This is a genomic window from Pseudonocardia alni (genome assembly GCF_002813375.1).
GTDB lineage: Bacteria > Actinomycetota > Actinomycetes > Mycobacteriales > Pseudonocardiaceae > Pseudonocardia > Pseudonocardia alni.
Genome location: NZ_PHUJ01000003.1, coordinates 2,055,532 through 2,073,230 on the forward strand (window position 1 = coordinate 2,055,532; position 17,699 = coordinate 2,073,230).

16 protein-coding genes and 1 pseudogene are annotated in these 17,699 nt (G+C 72.6%); 7 read left to right on the forward strand and 10 right to left on the reverse strand.

Annotated features, from left to right (window positions below; translation table 11 throughout):
- The first annotated feature begins 50 nt into the window (after positions 1 to 50).
- Positions 51 to 719 carry a GPP34 family phosphoprotein gene (locus tag ATL51_RS10445; RefSeq protein WP_073575552.1) on the forward strand — a complete coding sequence of 223 codons (669 nt, stop codon included), beginning with the start codon at positions 51 to 53 and terminating at the stop codon, positions 717 to 719.
- A 4-nt stretch (positions 720 to 723) separates the two neighbouring features.
- On the opposite strand, the gene ATL51_RS10450 is transcribed toward ATL51_RS10445, so the two are convergent.
- Together ATL51_RS10450 and rfbB are read right to left on the reverse strand one after the other, a co-directional pair.
- Positions 724 to 1,323, reverse strand: coding sequence for a dTDP-4-dehydrorhamnose 3,5-epimerase family protein (locus ATL51_RS10450; protein ID WP_100880626.1), 600 nt, complete (start codon positions 1,321 to 1,323; stop codon positions 724 to 726).
- On the reverse strand, positions 1,320 to 2,282 hold the full coding sequence (rfbB, locus tag ATL51_RS10455; protein WP_100878507.1) for a dTDP-glucose 4,6-dehydratase: 963 nt from the start codon (positions 2,280 to 2,282) through the stop codon (positions 1,320 to 1,322). The genes ATL51_RS10450 and rfbB overlap by 4 nt, the downstream gene beginning before the upstream one ends.
- A gap of 71 nt (positions 2,283 to 2,353) precedes the next feature.
- On the opposite strand from rfbB, the gene rfbD reads away from it, so the two are divergent.
- Entirely contained in the window at positions 2,354 to 3,196 is an 843-nt protein-coding gene (rfbD, locus tag ATL51_RS10460) for a dTDP-4-dehydrorhamnose reductase (protein ID WP_100878508.1), read from the forward strand.
- Entirely contained in the window at positions 3,193 to 4,080 is an 888-nt protein-coding gene (rfbA, locus tag ATL51_RS10465; RefSeq protein ID WP_073575549.1) for a glucose-1-phosphate thymidylyltransferase RfbA, read from the forward strand. The genes rfbD and rfbA overlap by 4 nt, the downstream gene beginning before the upstream one ends.
- A 219-nt stretch (positions 4,081 to 4,299) precedes the next feature.
- Here rfbA and ATL51_RS10470 read toward each other — a convergent pair whose 3' ends face one another.
- The 4 genes from ATL51_RS10470 to ATL51_RS10485 all read right to left on the reverse strand — a co-directional run bounded on the left by ATL51_RS10470 (position 4,300) and on the right by ATL51_RS10485 (position 9,956).
- Positions 4,300 to 5,313, reverse strand: coding sequence for a glycoside hydrolase family 6 protein (locus tag ATL51_RS10470; protein WP_208622967.1), 1,014 nt, complete (start codon positions 5,311 to 5,313; stop codon positions 4,300 to 4,302).
- A gap of 14 nt (positions 5,314 to 5,327) precedes the next feature.
- On the reverse strand, positions 5,328 to 7,277 hold the full coding sequence (locus tag ATL51_RS10475; protein ID WP_301548985.1) for a radical copper oxidase GlxA: 1,950 nt from the start codon (positions 7,275 to 7,277) through the stop codon (positions 5,328 to 5,330).
- Positions 7,274 to 9,079 carry a glycosyltransferase family 2 protein gene (locus ATL51_RS10480; protein WP_208622968.1) on the reverse strand — a complete coding sequence of 602 codons (1,806 nt, stop codon included), beginning with the start codon at positions 9,077 to 9,079 and terminating at the stop codon, positions 7,274 to 7,276. The genes ATL51_RS10475 and ATL51_RS10480 overlap by 4 nt, the downstream gene beginning before the upstream one ends.
- 382 nt (positions 9,080 to 9,461) lie before the next feature.
- Complete coding sequence (locus ATL51_RS10485) at positions 9,462 to 9,956, reverse strand: hypothetical protein (protein ID WP_157818309.1); 495 nt, start codon at positions 9,954 to 9,956, stop codon at positions 9,462 to 9,464.
- A gap of 99 nt (positions 9,957 to 10,055) precedes the next feature.
- Here ATL51_RS10485 and ATL51_RS29870 point away from each other — a divergent pair.
- Positions 10,056 to 10,433 (forward strand): annotated as a pseudogene (locus ATL51_RS29870) (sugar transferase); the annotation flags it as partial.
- 75 nt (positions 10,434 to 10,508) lie between these two features.
- Here the strand turns inward: ATL51_RS29870 and ATL51_RS10495 are convergent.
- The 4 genes from ATL51_RS10495 to ATL51_RS29390 form a co-directional block, all read right to left on the reverse strand.
- The gene (locus tag ATL51_RS10495) at positions 10,509 to 11,792 is read right to left on the reverse strand and encodes an NAD(P)H-dependent oxidoreductase (RefSeq protein WP_100878511.1); all 1,284 of its coding nucleotides are present in this window, start codon (positions 11,790 to 11,792) and stop codon (positions 10,509 to 10,511) included.
- The gene (gene rfbC, locus ATL51_RS10500) at positions 11,792 to 12,355 is read right to left on the reverse strand and encodes a dTDP-4-dehydrorhamnose 3,5-epimerase (RefSeq protein ID WP_100880629.1); all 564 of its coding nucleotides are present in this window, start codon (positions 12,353 to 12,355) and stop codon (positions 11,792 to 11,794) included. The genes ATL51_RS10495 and rfbC overlap by 1 nt, the downstream gene beginning before the upstream one ends.
- A 120-nt stretch (positions 12,356 to 12,475) precedes the next feature.
- The gene (locus ATL51_RS10505; RefSeq protein ID WP_100878512.1) at positions 12,476 to 13,057 is read right to left on the reverse strand and encodes a DUF4232 domain-containing protein; all 582 of its coding nucleotides are present in this window, start codon (positions 13,055 to 13,057) and stop codon (positions 12,476 to 12,478) included.
- A 70-nt stretch (positions 13,058 to 13,127) separates the two neighbouring features.
- Positions 13,128 to 14,567 carry a sugar transferase gene (locus ATL51_RS29390; protein ID WP_301548986.1) on the reverse strand — a complete coding sequence of 480 codons (1,440 nt, stop codon included), beginning with the start codon at positions 14,565 to 14,567 and terminating at the stop codon, positions 13,128 to 13,130.
- Positions 14,568 to 14,760: 193 nt separating this feature from the next.
- On the opposite strand from ATL51_RS29390, the gene ATL51_RS10515 reads away from it, so the two are divergent.
- The 3 genes from ATL51_RS10515 to ATL51_RS10525 are packed head-to-tail and all read left to right on the forward strand — an operon-like array spanning position 14,761 to position 17,683.
- A complete protein-coding gene (locus tag ATL51_RS10515) occupies positions 14,761 to 15,471 on the forward strand; it encodes a sugar phosphate nucleotidyltransferase (protein ID WP_100878513.1) in 711 nt (236 codons plus the stop codon).
- The gene (locus ATL51_RS10520; RefSeq protein WP_100878514.1) at positions 15,468 to 16,670 is read left to right on the forward strand and encodes a DegT/DnrJ/EryC1/StrS family aminotransferase; all 1,203 of its coding nucleotides are present in this window, start codon (positions 15,468 to 15,470) and stop codon (positions 16,668 to 16,670) included. Before ATL51_RS10515 ends, ATL51_RS10520 begins: the two co-directional genes overlap by 4 nt.
- Positions 16,667 to 17,683, forward strand: a complete 1,017-nt coding sequence (locus tag ATL51_RS10525; protein WP_100878515.1) for an NAD-dependent epimerase/dehydratase family protein — start codon at positions 16,667 to 16,669, stop codon at positions 17,681 to 17,683. Before ATL51_RS10520 ends, ATL51_RS10525 begins: the two co-directional genes overlap by 4 nt.
- Positions 17,684 to 17,699 lie beyond the last annotated feature (16 nt).

Sequence of the window (17,699 nt, forward strand, 5' to 3'; positions counted from 1 at the left end):
GTGCGTCCCGGTGACGCCGAGGTGTCGCGCCGGCACTAACGTCCTCGGCCGTGCGGACCCTGCTGCTGGCCGAGGAACTGCTCCTGCTGGGGCTCGACCGCTCGACCGGCCGGATCGGTGACCGGTTCGACGGGCGGGTCCTGCCCGTCGCGCTGGTGCGCGACCTGGTCGACGCCGGTGCACTGCACCTCGACGGCGGGGACGGCCCCGACGGCGGCGACACCGTGACGCCGTCGGGCGGGGAGCCCGACCACCCCGCGCTGGCCGCGGCGCTGGCCGCGGTGACCCGGGACGGCACCGACACCGGCTCGCACGCCGTCGCCGCCACCGCGGCACACCTCGCGCGGACCCCGGCGGGCTCGGCGGGCGGCGCCGTGGGGCAGCTGGTCGCCGACGGGGTCCTCGCCGCGCAGGAGTACCGCCGGTTCGGGCTGTTCCGCCGGGTGCTGCTCACCGAGCAGGACCCGGAGCCGGCCCGGGCGCTGCGCACCCGGCTGGCGTCGCTGCTGGTCACCGAGACGGCGCCGGGCGGGCACGACGGCCTGTTGCTCGCGCTGCTGGGGCTCACCGACCTCGCCGGTGACGTCCTGCCGCCGGAGATCGACGCGGAGACGCGCGGGGTCGCGCAGCACCGCGCGGCGCTCGTCGCGGAAGGGGCGGCGCGGGACCCGTTCGTCCGGGCCTACTTCGCGGTGCGGTCCGGGTGGGCCGGGAACTGAGCCGCTACCCGCGCAGCTCCGCCAGGCGGGCGCGGCAGCTCTCCCAGGCCGGCAGGACGCCCGCGGCGAGGGCCTCGTCCAGGGTGGGCGCGGCACGGTCCTTGTCGGACAGCACCGGCTCGACCCCCTCGGCCCAGGGCAGCGCGAGGGCCGGGTCCAGCGGGCTGATCCCGTGCTCGGCCGCCGGGGTGTACGACGTCGAGCACAGGTACCCGACGACGGTGGTGTCGGCGAGCGCCTGGAAGGCGTGCCCGAGCCCCTCGGACAGGTAGACCGCCCGCATCGAGGCGGCGTCGAGGTCGACGGCCTCGACCCGCCCGAACGTCGGCGACCCGACCCGCAGGTCCACCACGACGTCGCGGACGGCGCCGGTGGCCACGTAGAGGTACTTGGCCTGGCCGGGCGGCACGTCGGCGTAGTGCACGCCGCGCACGACCCCGCGCGCCGACACCGACTGGTTGGTCTGGGCGACGGTCAGGTCGAACCCGAGCGCCTCGCGGAACGCCGGGCCCTGGAAGGGAGCGGTGAACGAGCCGCGGCGGTCGGCGAAGGTGGTCGGCTCGAACAGCCAGGCGCCCTCGATCGACAGCGGGGTCGCCTTCACGCCCACCAGCTCCGGTGGTCGCGGTACCAGGCCACGGTGGCGGCCAGGCCCTCGTCGAACGGCACCCGGGGGGTGTAACCGAGCTCGTCGCGGATCTTCGACCAGTCCACGGAGTAACGGCGGTCGTGCCCCTTGCGGTCGGCGACCCGCTCGATGCGGTCCTCCCCCACGCCGACGGCGGCGAGCAGCGCGCGGGTCAGGTCCAGGTTGGTCAGCTCGGTGCCGCCGCCGATGTTGTAGACCTCCCCGGCCCGGCCCGCCGTGGCGGCCAGGACGATCCCGCGGCAGTGGTCGGAGACGTGCAGCCAGTCACGGACGTTGAGGCCGTCGCCGTAGAGCGGGACGGTGCCGCCGTCGAGCAGCCGGGTGGTGAACAGCGGGATCACCTTCTCCGGGAACTGGTACGGCCCGTAGTTGTTCGAGCAGCGGGTGACCACCACGTCGAGGCCGTGGGTGCGGTGGTAGCTGCGCGCCAGCAGGTCGCTGCCCGCCTTCGCCGCGCTGTAGGGCGAGTTCGGCTCCAGCGGGTGGGTCTCGGGCCACGAGCCCGACGCGATCGAGCCGTACACCTCGTCGGTGGAGACGTGCACGAACCGGCCGACGCCCGCGTCCAGCGCGGCCTGCAGCGGGACCTGGGTGCCGACGACGTTGGTCGTCACGAAGTCCGCGGCGCCGGTGATGGAGCGGTCCACGTGGGTCTCGGCGGCGAAGTGCACGAGCAGGTCGGCACCGCCGTCGAGCACCTCGGCGACGCGCCGGGGGTCACGGATGTCGCCGCGCTCGACCGTCAGCCGCGGGTCGTCGGCGACGGGCGCGAGGTTCTCGATCCGGCCGGCGTAGGTGAACGCGTCGAGCACGGTCACCCCGGCCCCGGCCAGCTCGGGGTGCTCCCCGCCCAGCACCTCCCGGACGAAACAGGACCCGATGAACCCGGCCCCGCCGGTCACCACGATGCGCACGTGCCCTCCCCGCTCACTGTCCGGCCCCGCCAGCGTGTCAGAGTCGGCCCCGACGATCGGGAGGTGGGCGCGTGCGCGCGTGCGTGCTGGGGGCGAACGGGCAGCTCGGGCGGGCGCTGGTCGCCGCACTGCCCGGCGCGGTGGCACTCGACCGTGCGGCGCTGGACATCGGTGACGCCGACGCCGTCGCCGCGCACGACTTCACCGGCGTCGACGTGCTGGTCAACGCCGCCGCCTACACCGCCGTCGACCGGGCGGAGACCGAACCGGGCGCGGCGTGGCGGGCGAACGCGGCGGGCCCCGCGCACCTGGCCGCGGCGGCCCGCGAGCACGGTTGCCTGCTGGTCCACGTCTCCACCGAGTACGTCTTCGACGGCACCGCGCCCGGTCCGGTGCCCGAGGACGCCCCGCCGTCCCCGCTCGGGGTGTACGGCGCGTCGAAGGCAGCCGGGGAGCTGGCTGTACGGGCGGCGCTGCCGGAGCGGCACGTGATCGTGCGGACCAGCTGGGTCGTCGGTGACGGCGGCAACTTCGTCGCCACCATGGCGCGGCTGGCCCACGACGGAGTGTCCCCCGCCGTCGTCGACGACCAGGTGGGGCGGCCGACGTTCGCCCCCGACCTGGCCGCGGCGCTGCTCGTGCTGGCCGGGTCCGGACGGCACGGCACCTTCCACGTGACCGGCGACGGCGAGCCGGTCAGCTGGCACGGACTGGCCCGGGAGGTGTTCGCCCGCTGCGGCCGCGATCCCGGCGACGTCCGCCCGGTGTCGACCGCCGAGTACGCCGCGGACAGGCCGCACCTGGCGCGCCGACCGGCGAACTCGGTGCTCGACCTGTCCCGCGCGACCCGCGCCGGAGTGACGATGCCGCCCTGGCGCGACGGGCTCGGCGCCCACCTCGGGATCGCCCGGTGAAGGGCGTCATCCTGGCCGGTGGCACCGGCAGCCGGCTGTTCCCCCTGACCGCGGCGGTGTCCAAGCAGCTGCTGCCGGTCTACGACAAGCCGATGATCTACCACCCGCTGACCACGCTGATGCTGGCCGGGATCCGGGAGATCCTGCTCATCTCCACCCCGCACGACCTGCCCGGGTTCCAGCGCCTGCTCGGCGACGGCGGCCGGCTCGGCCTGCAGATCACCTACGCCGCCCAGGAGCACCCCAACGGCCTGGCCGAGGCGTTCGTCATCGGCGCCGACCACGTCCGCGGCGGGCCGTCGGCGCTCGTGCTGGGCGACAACATCTTCCACGGCGCCGGGTTCGGTGACCTGCTGCGTCGCCGCGCCGCCGAGGTCGCCTCCGGCGACGCGGGCTGCGTGCTGTTCGGCTACCCGGTGCGGGATCCGCGGCGCTACGGCGTCGGCGAGGCCGCCCCCGACGGCACCCTGCTCTCGATCGAGGAGAAGCCCGAGCACCCCCGCTCGGACCGTGCCATCACCGGCCTCTACTTCTACGACGACCGCGTCGTCGACATCGCCACGCGCATCACCCCCTCGGCCCGCGGCGAGCTCGAGATCACCGACGTCAACCGCGCCTACCTCGAACAGGGCCGCGCCCGTCTGCAGGACCTCGGACGCGGCTTCGCCTGGCTCGACACCGGCACCCACGAGTCGCTGATGGAGGCCGGCCAGTACGTCCGCGTCCTGGAGAACCGCCAGGGCATCCGCATCGCCTGCGTCGAGGAGGTCGCCCTGCGGATGGGCTTCATCGACGCCGCCGCCTGCCACGCCCTCGGGGCGCAGCAGGCGGGCTCGGGCTACGGCGAATACGTCATGGCCGTCGCGGATCAGTTCAGGTCGTAGCGAGCACGAGCGCCACACCGCCGGCCACCGCGTCCCGGTCGGGCTCACCGGGCTCGCCCAGACCTCCGGGCTGCGCGGTGCACCTCGATCGCCGACCGCGTCCCGCACGACAACCACTCCATCGCGTACTGGTCGCTCTGGCTCGACGCGCAGATCGTCGTGCGCACGGCGCGGGAGCTGGTCCGGGGCGGCCGGCACCGAGCGGCCGTGCCGGGCGGGTCAGCCGGCCTGGCGCTGCGCGAGCCCGAGGGCGTACTCGGGGTACCACTGCCCGGCGGCGGGCTCCCCCGGACGGCAGGCCCCGTCGGACTCGCCGGGGCGCTTGACCCACAGCAGTGCGTCGACGCGGTCGTCGCCGGTCTCGGTGGTCGGGGCCGCCCCGAGCCCGCGACCGGGCGGGTTGCAGAACGCGGGCACCCCGCCCAACGACGCCTCGTCGGCGACACCCTGGCCGTTGCGGCTGGTGTCGACGACGAAGTGCGCGCCGCCGAGGCGGTCGGAGAGCTGCCGACCGAAGGCGACCACCTGCGGCGTCGGGTAGAAGTTGGCGACGTTGAGGGCGAACCCGTCGGCGGCGCGGACCCCGGAACGCTCCAGCGCGCCGGCGAGGGCGTCGACGTCGCTGATGAAGCCGGGGTTGCCCGCGTCGACGTAGACCCGGGCGCCCGCGTCCTTGAACGTCGCGACCGCCTCGGACAGCAGCTGGTAGCGCTCGTCGCGCAGGTCGCCGTCGACGCAGCCGGACAGCTCGTGCGGCACCGCGTCGGGCTCCAGGACGACCGTGGCCGTCGTGCCGCCCAGCCCGCGGACGATCTCGGTGACCCAGTTCCGGTAGTAGCCGCCGTCCGGGGCGCCGCCGCCGGAGAAGCTGCCGCAGTCGCGGTGCGGGATGTTGTAGGCGACCAGCAGCGGGCGCGCACCGGCCGCGGTGGCCCGGTCGACGTAGTCCTTCGTGTCGGCCTGGGCCGCGGCGACGTCGCCGCTCACCCAGTGCGGGAACGGCTGCGAGGCGATCTTCTCGATCTGGTCGGCGTCGGCGTCGCGGCCCTCGTCGCGCCACCGGACGACCTGGTCGGCCGCGGCGCTGCGCGGGTCCACGAACAGCCCCGTCGCGCTCGGCGGGGCGGACGCCGGGTCGCCCGGGGCGGGCGCGGTGGGCGCCCCCGCCCCGCAGGAGACGAGTACCAGGGCGGCGGCCAGGGCACCGGAGGAGACTGCCAGCAGCGAGCGCACGATGCTGGAGTGTGTCACCTGAGGTGCACCCATGACGCCACGGACGGCACCCCGGCGTCGTCGACGAGGAAGAGCATGTACCAGCCGGGCGGCACCAGGGCCGGCTCGGCGGGTACGGCGAGGCCGAGCGAGCCGTCCGGGTCGCGGGCGATGTCGAGGCGCACCGAGCGCTGGTCGACGTCGGTCGCGTGGGTGACCGCGCTGGGCCGGATCAGCCGGGCCTGGGTGACCCGGGCCGCGTCCGGGCTGGTCACGGTCATGGTGGTGCCGAGGCCGGCCTCCTCCGGGGCCGTCGCGATCACCGGCTGCGGGCCGTGGAACAGGTACGGCGGGGTGTAGATCTCCAGCCGCTGCTCGAACGGGGCGGGCTTGGTGTTGTCCACGTTCTTGAACAGGGAGTTCCCGCCTGCGGTGAGCACCTGACCGTTGGGCAGCAGCAGCGCCTCGGCGTGGTAGTCGCGCCCGACCAGGGGGTCGGCGACGGCGGAGAGCGTGTTCGTGCCCGGGTGGTACAGGTTGGCCTGCAGGATGTCGCTCGCGCCCTTGCCGCGGTAGTCCGCGGAGCCGCCGGTGATCAGCAGGTCGTCGGTGGGCAGCTGCACGACGCTCGGGTAGCGGGTGGGGGTGCGCAGGTCCGGGCCGGGGGTGAACGCGGGCGCCGGGGCGCGCAGGTCGATGGTGTCGATCCGCGCCGAGGACACCGGGGACTCCCCGACCCCGCCGCCCCCGACGACGACCATCCGCTGGTCCTGCACCGGCCCGGCCCAGGACGACCCGGAGGTCTCCATCAGCTCCGGCTCGCGCAGCCCCGGGACGGGTGCGAACGAGTTGTCCGCCAGGTTCCAGAACCCGGGGACGCGTCCGGCGTCGGCCGGGCCGTAGCCGGCGTTGGAGCCGGAGTAGAACAGCCGTCCCTCCTGCCGGGTCTGGAAGATCGCCGGGTAGGTCGGGAAGTAGCGGAACAGGTCGGGCCGGTCGGTCCAGCGCTTCGTCGCCGGGTCGTAAACCTCGTTCTGGCCGGGCAGGATCTGCCCGGTGCCGTCGAGACCGGAGATCGCGAGCACCTGGCCGTCGGGCAGCCCGGTGAGCGTGGGGTACCAGCGCTTCTGGGTCATGTCCCCGACGCGCACGTACTTCTCGGCGACCGGGTCGAACTCGTAGGAGTCGGCGATGCCCTGGAAGTCCTGCTTGTCCAGGGTCATCTTGTCGCCCATGCCGTAGACGTTCGCGGCGTCCGCGGGGTCCAGCGACAGGATCGCGTACTGGGCGGGCCGGTCGGTGACCCCGGCGGCGCCCTCCTCGGTGGACTCGACGAAGCCGATGGTCTCGCTGGCGGTGACGACGGTCCCGTCGCCCTCGCCGGTCTTGGTCGCGGCCATGACGTGGGCCGGGCTGGTGAGGGTGTAGTCGCGTCCGTCGGGGTCGCGGAACACGGTGCCGGCGTCCAGGTGCAGCTCGCGGTCGGGGTTCTCGTTGCGGATCCGCATCGCGCCGGCGGCGCGGGTGACGAAGCCGTCGAGGACCTCGTAGCGCTGGGTGCCGCCGGCGACGAGGAGCTTCCCGTCGGGCAGGAAGGTGTGACCGCCGCAGAACAGGTCCGACGGGGTGTCGATCTCCGTCGCGTCGCCGGTGGCCGGGTCGTAGACCAGGGTGCGGAAGGTGCCGGCGTCGAACTGCTCCTGGTCGTTACCCGAGCCGGCGACGAGCAGGACCTTGCCGGTCGGCAGCATCGCGGCGTGGATGGCGTTGATCCGGACGTCCGCGGGCAGCTCGACGACGTCCCAGCGGCCGTTCGCGGCGGTGTACTCGGCGCTGTGCAGCCACGCCTCGTGGCGCACCTCGGAGATCCAGGCGAACGCGGGCGGGGCGTTGACCGCCAGCAGGACGGTGGGCACGCCGATCATCGCGATCAGCCTGCGGCGGCCGAGGACGGCGCGCGCCGCCCGGGAGAGCAGGCGCCTCACGCCACGGCTCCGATCTTCTCGTCACGGGGTTCGGGGATCACGGGCACGAGCTCGACGAGCTCGGCCGCGGACGCGATCCGGCCACGGGTGCGCAGCAGGCCGCCCAGCCAGATCGCCATCGGGACCACGGAGACGACCAGCGCGAGCGCCGGCCACATGAGGACGTCGAGGTTGGCGTAGCCGAACGCGAACGACGCCGCGATCGCCGCCGCCAGGAACGCCGACCAGCGCAGGTGCCGGGCGAAGGTGACGACGCGGTCCGGGCTCGCCGCCTCCGCCTTCGGGGTGACGACGAACGTCGCCGGGCGCCGAAGCACCGTCGCGACCAGCGAGGACGCGTAGATCGGCGCGGAGAGCACCGACATCGCCATCCCGGTCAGCCCGGTCGAGTTCTCGTGCTCGTAGGGGCTGACGTTGTAGCGGCGGTTGCGGATGTAGACCCACAGCTGGAACGCGGTCGCGTCGACGTAGAGCGCCAGCCACAACGCGGGCGGGACGACGATGCCCGACACCCCGAACGCCAGGTAGAGCGAGGCGTTGACGGCTCCGAGGATCCAGCCGATCGCCATCGACGGGTAGAACGCGGTGATGAGCAGGTAGTGCAGCGCCCGTGGCGGGGACAGCCGGCGCAGCCGCTTCAGGAAGATGCCCTGCAGGATCACGAAGGTGCCGCGGGACCAGCGCAGCTGCTGGGAGAAGAAGTCCGTCCAGGACGACGGCCCCTCCCCCACCGCGACGACGTCCGGTGTGTACACCGAGCGCCAGCGCCGCCCGGTCCACGGGTTGCGCCGGGCGTGCAGCGCCAGCCCGGTCGCCATGTCCTCGGTGATCGAGTCGTGCAGCCCGCCGACGGCGAGCAGCGCGTCGATCCGCACGGCGTTGTTGGTGCCGACGAGCATCGGGATGCCGTAGGCGTTCGCGGCCCGCTGGATCAGCGAGTGGAACGGGAACTGCTGGGACTCCGCGGCGGTGGTGACGAAGTTGTCGCAGTTGGCGTAGCACTGCGGTCCGACGACGAACGCGACGTCGGGGTCGCGGAAGTAGCCGAGCATCCGCTCGGCGTAGTTCGCCAGCGGCACGTGGTCGGGGTCGACGGACAGGAACACGTCGTAGCGGTGGCCCTCCGCGTGCACCCAGGCGTTGTAGTTGCCGTGCTTGGTGCGCGCCGTGAAGAAGCCCGACGGCTCGTTGTAGGCGGCGACGCCCTTGCGGGAGAAGTGCCGGACACCGATCTCGGCGCACATCCGCCGGACCTCGCGGTCGTCGCCCTCGTCGAGCAGCCAGACGTCGAAGGTGCCCTCGTGCCGGATCCGCCGCGCGGCCTCCAGCGTCGCGCGGACCATCTCGATCGGCTCCGAGCCGGGGACGATCGTGGTCAGGAACGCGACCCGCAGCTCCGGGTCCGGCCGGACCGGGACCGGGTCGCGGGCGAGCACCGAGGCCAGCGACAGCGAGAACACGTTGACCAGGCGCATCGTCTCGACCAGCGCGATGGAGCCGATGACGAAGACGTTCGCGGCCTGGATCCACCAGCGCTCGTCGACGTCGGGGTGGTGGGAGGGCTGCAGCAGCCAGACCACGAACAGCACCTCGAACGCGACGTTCGCGCCGATGATGGCCAGGGTGCCCGCCCAGCGGCGGCCCTGACCGTCGTGCAGGTTGCGGTACCGCACCCGGTACGTTTCGCCTGCCGGCGGCGGCTCGGTGACCTCGCCGGAGATGCGGCTGAAGTCGTGCAGCGACCGGGCCCCCACAGCGGGCGCCCGGTTCTGCGGGGTGCCGGACGCGACGCTCGCGGTCACCGGCGTACCTCCCAGATCTCGGTCGGGAACGTGCGGTGGGCACGCCGGAGGGAGGGCTCGGCGCGTGTCCCGGCCGGCCCCCTGGGGCGTGATCGTTCCCGTGTGGAGCGTCCATCGACGCGTCCCGACACCCCGTTACGACGCGTGGCGGCCGGACTGGGCCGTCCGCGCCGGCCGCCCGGGACCCGCCGTGACCGTGTCGTGATCGAGAAGTGCGGTGAGCAGGGAGAGTCCCGCTGTGAGTGATCTTTTCGGTCACACGGCCCTGGGCCGAACTGTCTAGTTGATCGCTACGCGATGTGTCGTATCATCGATTCTGATGATCCATCGCGAACTCCGCCGAGGTCCCCAGTTCTGATGACGGGAGGGACCGGCCGGGGCGTCAGAACGGCAGGTGCCCCGAGAGCACGACGGCCGTCGCGACCGCCGCGGTGAGCACGAGCAGGAGCGCGGCGACCGCGGTCCGGCGGGCGCCCGTCGTCGCGGGACCTGCCGCCGGAGCGACGCCCGGAGGTGACCAGAGCGGTCGGCCCGTCCGGCGCCCTGCGGGCCAGGGTCCGGCGCCGTCGCGCTCGCGGCGGGCCGCGACCGTGAGGGCCTCGGCCCGGTCCGCCGTCGCCGGATCGGCGCGGCCCTGCGCGGTGAGCGCGGCGACCAGGTCCCGGATCCCGACGGCGTCGCCGGGCAGGGCTCGGCCGCGGACGACGTCGCGGACCCGCGCGGTCGAGGTCCGCAGCCGTCGCGCGAGCACACGCTCCGACGGGCAGCCGTGGTGCACGTGGACGTCGTCGAGCAGGTCGAGCAGGTCCCGGTGCGGGCCGTGCTCGGGCCAGGACGTCCGGTCGAAGCGGCGCAACGGCACCCGTTGCCTCCTCACGCAGGATGATCGTTCGATCACCTGTCGCATCCGGCAGCGTCGGCGTTACTCAATTCTGATGAGACGCCGCGATCGTCACTCCTGATGACAACCCCTCGCATGGATTACGACGAACGGCGCAACGTGCGCGCGGGTGAGGGAGCGGTCGCTAACGGTAGGCGTCCGCCTGTCGAAAGCAGGAGCAGCGAACGGTGCACTCCGGGCACCGAGCGGGCGACGACGCCGACCCCAGCGGTCCGTGGCCCTTTTCTTCCCGCCCCGAGGAGCACGCAGTCCTGTGAGCACCCTGGGACGGCCGGGTGCTGGGGACAGGGTCCACGGAGCGCGGTCGCCGCGCTGCTGATGCTTCTCGTGGGGCCGTTGTTCCTGGTCCTGGCGGCCGCGGTGAAGCCCGGCGACGGCGGCCCGGTGTTCTTCCGCCAGGAGCGCGTCGGCACGCACGGGCGCACCTTCGGGATGCTGAAGTTCCGGTCGATGATCATGTGGAAGACCGCCGGCGCGGTGCTCCCCAGCCGCGGCGCCACTGACCCGGCGCCGCGGCCTGCGGGCCGCTCAGGCGAACAGCTTCTCCTGCTCCTCGCGGAGCGCGTCGACGAGCCGGCCCGGGGGCAGGGTGACGTCGTCGTAGGTGAGCACGGCGTCCTTCGCGACGTCGCGCACCAGTGTGCACCCCTCGGCGACGCCCATCGGCAGCAGCCGCTCGGCGCGGGTCACCGGGCTCGACTCGGCGACACCGTAGGTGTCGTAGCCGCCCAGCCCGTCGACGGTGTGCCCGGCGCTCAGGTCCTGCTTGGCGGTGGCGACGACGTCGACCCGCTGTCCCGCGGGCGGGCTCAGTGCGGCGTCGGCGAAGTCGACGGCCCGCACGATGGTGTTCGGGACCTCGAAATGGCACAGGTGGTACGGGGTGTAGAAGCTGTACAGCGGGCCCTCGCCGAGCTTGTACAGGTTCAGGTAGTGGCGCTGCTTCGGGTCGTCGTGGGTGCCGAGCACGTAGATGCCCGGACCCGGCTTGGCGCCGACCACGTAGTCGACGACGCCGCCCAGCTCGCGCAGCTCGTCGACGTCGTAGGCCGCGGTCAGCTCGTCGACGTGCCCGGCGTGGTCGCGGCCGTACATGCCGCGCCGGCCGACGGTGAAGCCGAACGCGTTGGCCACGATCGCCTGCTCGAACGACACCTTGGTGCCGTCGGCGAAGCTGGTGACCATGTAGGGGTCCTGCCCCCACTTCTCCGCGAACGCCTGCTGGGTGGTGGGGGTGCGGTACTCGTCCTGCAGGCCCTTGATGTTGCCGGCGACGAGCGGGGTGACCCCGATGCCGCGCACGAAGCGCAGCAGGTTGGCCTGGACGCCGGGCTGGTCGCCGTCGGCACCGGTCAGGACGACCCCGGCGGCGCGGGCGCGGTGCGCGAGCAGCGGGCCGACGGTGCCGTCGAGCTCGGCGTTCATCGTGACGACGGGCAGCCCGCGCTCGATCGCGGCGACGGTGACCCGGGCGCCGAACTCGACGGCCCCGGTGACGTCGACGAGCACGTCGATGTTCTCGGCGGCGAGCAGCGCGAACGCGTCGCCGAGCACGGCCGGGACGCCCTTCGCGACCATCGCCTCGACCTGCGCGGTCGTCGACACCTCGACCGGCTCCAGCCCGGCCTCGGTGTAGGCGCGCACGGCGGTGGCGACGGTGCGGTTCGCGATCGCGACGACGTCCATCCCGGGGGTGGAGTTCACGATCTGGTTGACCAGGCCGCGGCCCATGAACCCGGCGCCGACCAGGCCGACCCGGATCGGGCGGTTCTCGGCGGCGCGCTTCGCGAGGGCGGTGTCGAGGATCAGCATCAGCGGGCTCCGGTGACCGACGGGAAGTCGGCGTTGTCGGCGAGCAGCGGCCAGTTCGCGTCCTTGTCCGAGACGTGGTCGACCGCGTGCGGCCACTCGACGTGCAGGGCCGGGTCGTTCCAGCGCAGGCCGCGCTCGGCGCCCGGGGTGTAGGGCGTCGAGACCTGGTAGATCGTCGTCGCGTCCGGGGTGAGGGTGAGGTAGGCGTGCGCGAAGTTCCGCGGCACGTACATCGCCCGGTAGTTGTCCTGGGACAGCTCGGCACCGAACCACTGCAGGTAGGTGTCGGAGTCCGGGCGCAGGTCGACGATCACGTCGAAGATCGCGCCGCGGACGCAGCGGATGACCTTGACCTCGGCGTTGGGCTCCAGCTGGTAGTGGAAGCCGCGCAGGGTGCCCGCCTCGTGGTTGTACGAGAGGTTGCACTGGGTGATCGTCGGGTCCAGCCCGGCGTCGCGGAACTCCTGCTCGCAGAAGGCACGGGCGAAGAAGCCGCGGTCGTCCTCGAGTCGCTTCAGGTCGATGAGAGCCGATCCGGGGAGCGGGGTCTGGTGAATCTCCACGCCCGGCATCATCGGCCAGAGCTGATCGACCGTTATCGGGTACCCCCGTGGGGGTGGCGCACACGACTCCGGCCGTGACGGGGTGTGTGCCACCCGCGGCACGGGGTGACCGCGACGGGGTCAGACGGAGCCGGGCGCCACCGGGTGGATGTAGGTGCCGGGGCGGGTCGCGCCGTCCTGACGGGAGACCGGGCCCTGGTCCCACTTCAGCGTCGTCGACGTCGTCTCGTCCGGCGCGGTCACGACGATGTCGGTCGGCGTCCAGCTGTCCCCGGGCAGCCAGGTGATCACGGTGTGCGCGGTCCCGCCCGGCTTGACGACGACCGCGGTGGGTTCCTCCCCCGCCCGGGGCAGCGAGTAGGACGGCCCGAACTGCGGGTCGTCCGGGCCGCGCAGGTCGACGCCGCCGAACCCGGTCATGGTGCAGGGCGCGTCGGAGGTGTTGCGCCAGACGATGGTGGTGTCCTTCTGGTTGTCGCCGAGGGTGGTGCCGACCGACGCCTGCACGGTGCTGCTGGTGCAGCGGGCTACCTCGCCCGCCTCCGACGACGACGTCTGCTCCGTCGGCTGCTGCGCGGCCGTGGTGGGCGGGGTCGACAGTGCGGCCGGGGCCTCGGACGGGGCGGCCCCTCCGCCGCACCCGGCGACGAGCAGTCCGGCCGACAGCAGTCCGATCAGGAGTGGTGTGCGGTGACGGTTCATGGGGGAGACCGTTCCCCGGTCTGCCCGATCACGCCGCGCGAGGCGCGAGAACCACCCGGTCGGGTCGGACCTAGCGTCGCGCCAGGAGACGGCCCAGTGTCCTCGCGATGATCACCATGTCACTGCCGACCGTCCAGCTCCGGACGTAGCCGAGCTCGATCTCGAGTTTGGCCGGCAACAGCTCGCCCAGGTAGAACGACTCGACGTCGTCCGGTCGGGCCCGCTCGATGTAGACCTGCTCGTCGCCGAAGTCGAGGTAGGCCACGCTCGTCATCCCGGGCCGGACGGACCAGACCGCCCGCTGCTCCGGGGTGTAGGCACGCGCGTAGCGCGGGTCCTCCGGACGCGGGCCGACGACACTCATGTCACCGCGCAGCACGTTGACGATCTGGGGCAGCTCGTTGAGCTTGGTCGACCTCAGCACCCGGCCGATGGGGGTGATCCGGGGGTCGCCCTCCCGGGTCACCCGCGGGCCGGAGTCCCCGGGACGCATCGTGGCGAATTTGAACATCGTGAACCGGCGCCCGTGCAGCCCGACCCTCGGCGCCCGATAGAGCACCTCCCCGCCGCTGAGCAGCAGGACCAGTCCTACCGTCAGCAGGACCGGCAGCACCAGTGGCAACCCCGCGAGGCACAGCACGACGTCCAACGCCCTTTTGCCCGCGGTCCGGGCCCGGCCACGGGTCCCGCCCCGCGACGGAGCCGCCGGCGTCGGGCCGGGCAGGTCGGCCGGAGCCAGTGACCGGACCAGTTCCGCCAGCGGCGGCACCACGAGCGTCGGGATGCCCGCCGCGGCCGCCTCCGCCGACACCGTCCCCGCCGCGGCCCCGTCCGAGGTCGCGATGACCAGCAGGTCGGCGCCGAACCGTTCGGCGAGCGCGGCGGGCCGCTCCCCGGACCGGGCGGTCCCGAGTCCGGCGATGCGACGCCGCGCACCGTCCGAACCGACCGTCGCGACCGGCAGGATGCCCCAGCTCGGGTCGCGCAGCATCGAGCGGACCAGGTGGTCGGCGTCCTCGCCGGTCCCGACCATGACCGCACGACGGGTGCGCCGCGGGTCGGTGGGATCGGGCCGCTCGATCCGGGCACGCAGACCCGCTCTGACCCCAACCAGCAACAACGCCGCGATGGGAATGGCGAGCAGCGGCGTCGAGCGGGGCACCGGAGGCGGGTCCTGGAGGGTCACCAGGACGAACGTCGTCAGCCCGACCAGGAACACCGACAGGGTGAGCCCGCCCGGGTCGGTCGTGGAGGCGGCCCTCCCGCTCGTGTAGGAGCGGCCGAGCCATCCGACGAGCATCTGCGCGACGGCGGCTGCCGCCGCCGTCCACAGCAGACCCGACACGTCGATCTCGGCCAGGTCCAGCTCGTACCGGAGCAGGACGGCTACGACGAGGGCCACGACCCAGCCGAATGCGTCCCCGGCGACCGCTGCCGCGATGTACCCACGGTGACCGATCGGGTCCGGACGGACGTGGGCGAACGATCGGTTCAGGAGTGCGTTCGACATGACACCTCACCGGCGGCGTTGCGATCTGCTCGACGCGTGAGTGGTCGATATTCACACGATCGTGTTACGGCGTCCAGGCCTGGGTTCCCCCAGAAGGAACGCCTGCACTGCTCTCGGTAATCACACGTCGCCCGTAACGACCGTCGAGACACTTTCGAGTGATTGTTCACCTCGAGCGCCCCAAGGAGGAAAGATGCCGAATCTTCACGCCGTGGTTCAGGCCGGCGGCCGCGGCACTCGTCTCGCTCCGTATTCAACCGTTCTACCCAAAGCGCTGATGCCGGTGGGCGAAGGTTGCGTCATCGACAATCTGCTCGCGCGGTTCTCCGCGGCGGGGGTGAAGACGGTGTCGATCACCGTCAGCGCCTTCGGCCCCTTGATCCGCAGCTACTGCGGCGACGGTGAACGATGGGGACTGGAGATCGACTACATATTCGAGGAGGAACCGCTCGGGACCATCGGGCCGCTGAATGCGTTGCGGCACACCGTCCGAGACCCGTTCTTCGTCACCAACTCCGACGTCTTCGCCGATGTGGATCTCGATTCGGTCCTGAGCGAGCACCGGGAACACGGTGCACCACTGACCGTGGTCGTGACACGACAGGTCGTGAACATCGCCTACGGGGTGCTCGAGCACCACAGCGGCGTGGTGACCGACTTCAGGGAGAAGCCGAGCCAGCAGTTCTCCGTCAGTACCGGGATCTACCTGATGGATCCGTCGATCTTCGACCACATCCCGCCGTCGGGGCCCTTCGGTTTCGACGAGCTGATGCGGACCATGCTGGCCCGGGGTGTCCCGGTGAACGTCTACGAGCACCACGGCTCCTGGATCGACATCGGAAGGGTCGAGGACCTGCGCCGCGCCCAGGAGCACGCCGAGCTGGCCATGCGAGCACCCGCGTGACACCCCTCGCCGACCTCCCGACGATCGAGCTCGGGTCGCCGGTGCTGGGCGAGGCCGAGAAGCAGGCGCTGCACGAGGTCATCGACGACGGTTGGCTGACCATGGGCGACCGGGTCCGCCGCTTCGAGCAGGCCTTCGCCGAGCTGCACGGTGTCGCCGACGCGATCGCCGTCCACTCCGCGACGTCGGCTCTCCAGCTCGCGCTGCACGCGGTCGGCGTCGGTCCCGGTGACGAGGTGCTGGTCCCGTCGCTGACGTTCGTGGCGACGGCGAGCGTCGTGGTGCAGGCCGGGGCCACACCGGTCTTCGTCGACATCGAGTCCCCGGACCTGCCGCACCTGTCGGTCGAGGACGCGCGGGCACGGCTCACGCCGCGCACGACGGCCGTGGTCGTCATGCCCTACGCGGGGTACGCGATCGACGGCGCGACCTGGCGACGCTTCGCCGACGATCACGGGCTGGCCCTGATCGAGGACGCCGCGCACGCCGCAGGGCTGCCGGGCCACGTCGCCGGTGTCGCCGACGCTTCCGCGTTCAGCTTCTTCTCCAACAAGAACATGACCACCGCGGAGGGCGGGATGCTGGTCGTCGCCGATCCGATCGCACGGGAGCGGGCGCGCCTGTTGCGCGCACACGCCATGACCGCGAGCACCCTGGACCGAGACCGGGGGCAGCGGGTCGGCTACGACGTGGTCGACCGCGGTTACAACTTCCGGATGGACGAGCTGCGTGCGGCGCTGGGGCTGGTCCAACTCCCCCGGCTCCTCGGGTGGAACGCCAGGCGACGAACGCTGAGCGGGCGCTACCGCAGTCTCCTGGCCGAGGTCCTGCCGCACTGCCGGGTCCCGTTCCAGCCGGAGCACCCCACCGCCGCACACCTGCTGCCGGTGCTGTTGCCCGTCGGCACCGATCGGACAGCCGTGGCCACGGAGATGCGGGCCGCCCGGGTGCAGACCAGCGTGCACTACCCGCCCGTCCATCGGTTCACCTACTACCGGGAGCGGTTCGGCGACGTCGAGCTCGCCCGTACCGAGGAGTTCCACGACCGGGAGCTGACGCTTCCGCTCCATCCCCGGCTCGGCCCGGACGACGTCGGCCGCGTCGTCAGGACTCTCGCCGACGCCCTGGCCACGACCGGGGCCCCCGACACCGCGACCACGACGGTTCCGGCGCCCATCACGGAGAGGACAGCGGGATGACCCCGGACCTGAGCGAGCGCACCGTCCTCGTCGTGGGCGGCGCCGGCTACGTCGGCTCGGTCCTGAGCGCACGGCTCCTCGACGCCGGCGCTCGGGTGCGCGTGCTCGACCAGCTGATCTACGATAACGGTTTCGCCCTGCATCACCTGCTGGACCACCCTCACTTCGGCTTCTCCCGTGGCGACCTGCGGAACCGGGCGTCGGTGACCGCGGCGGCGACCGGCACGACCGATGTCGTGCTGCTCGCGGCGCTCGTCGGGGACCCGGTCTGCAGGCGCTACCCCGAGCTCGCCGAACAGGTGAACCACGAGGCGGCGGTACAGCTGCACGACATGCTGGCCGGACTCGGTGTGCGGAGGTTCGTGTTCACCTCCACCTGCAGCAACTACGGGATCCACGACCCGTCGTCCTTCGCGGACGAGACCAGTGAGCTGAACCCGCAGTCGCTCTACGCGGAGACGAAGATCGCGGTCGAGGAACACGTGCTCGCCGGCGCGTCGCGGACGACGACCGTCGGCACCGTCCTGCGTGTCGCCACCGCCTACGGCCTCTCGCCACGGGCGCGGTTCGATCTCACGGTCTCCCAGTTCACCCGTGACCTCGCCGCGGGCGAGGAGCTCGTGGTGTACGACGCCGACACCTGGCGCCCCTACTGCCACGTGCAGGACCTCTCGTCGGCGGTCCTGACGGTGCTCGACGCACCCTCGGAGCTGGTGCGCGGCGAGGTGTTCAACGTCGGTGACGCCGACCAGCAGTTCACCAAGCGCATGCTCGTCGACGAGGCCCTCAAGCACGTCGACGGGGCACGGGTCGTCTACCGCGAGGGCGACACCGACCCGCGGAACTACCGGGTCGCGTTCGACAAGATCGCCACGGTGCTGGGATACCGGTCCCGGCACTGCGTGCAGGACTACGTGGGGGACCTGGTCTCCGCCGTCCGGGCGGGGATCTTCACCGACGTCCGTCCCGGCGACCCACGGTACGGCAACCACGTCGTCGCGCACCTCTGCTGAACGGGCTCGCGGCAGG

Coding starts and splice junctions, on each gene's coding strand:
- ATL51_RS10505 (WP_100878512.1), bottom strand. CDS start 13,057: ATGAACCGTCACCGCACACCACTCCTGATCGGACTGCTGTCGGCCGGA.
- ATL51_RS10525 (WP_100878515.1), top strand. CDS start 16,667: ATGACCCCGGACCTGAGCGAGCGCACCGTCCTCGTCGTGGGCGGCGCC.
- ATL51_RS10495 (WP_100878511.1), bottom strand. CDS start 11,792: ATGCTGATCCTCGACACCGCCCTCGCGAAGCGCGCCGCCGAGAACCGC.
- ATL51_RS10515 (WP_100878513.1), top strand. CDS start 14,761: ATGCCGAATCTTCACGCCGTGGTTCAGGCCGGCGGCCGCGGCACTCGT.
- ATL51_RS29390 (WP_301548986.1), bottom strand. CDS start 14,567: ATGTCGAACGCACTCCTGAACCGATCGTTCGCCCACGTCCGTCCGGAC.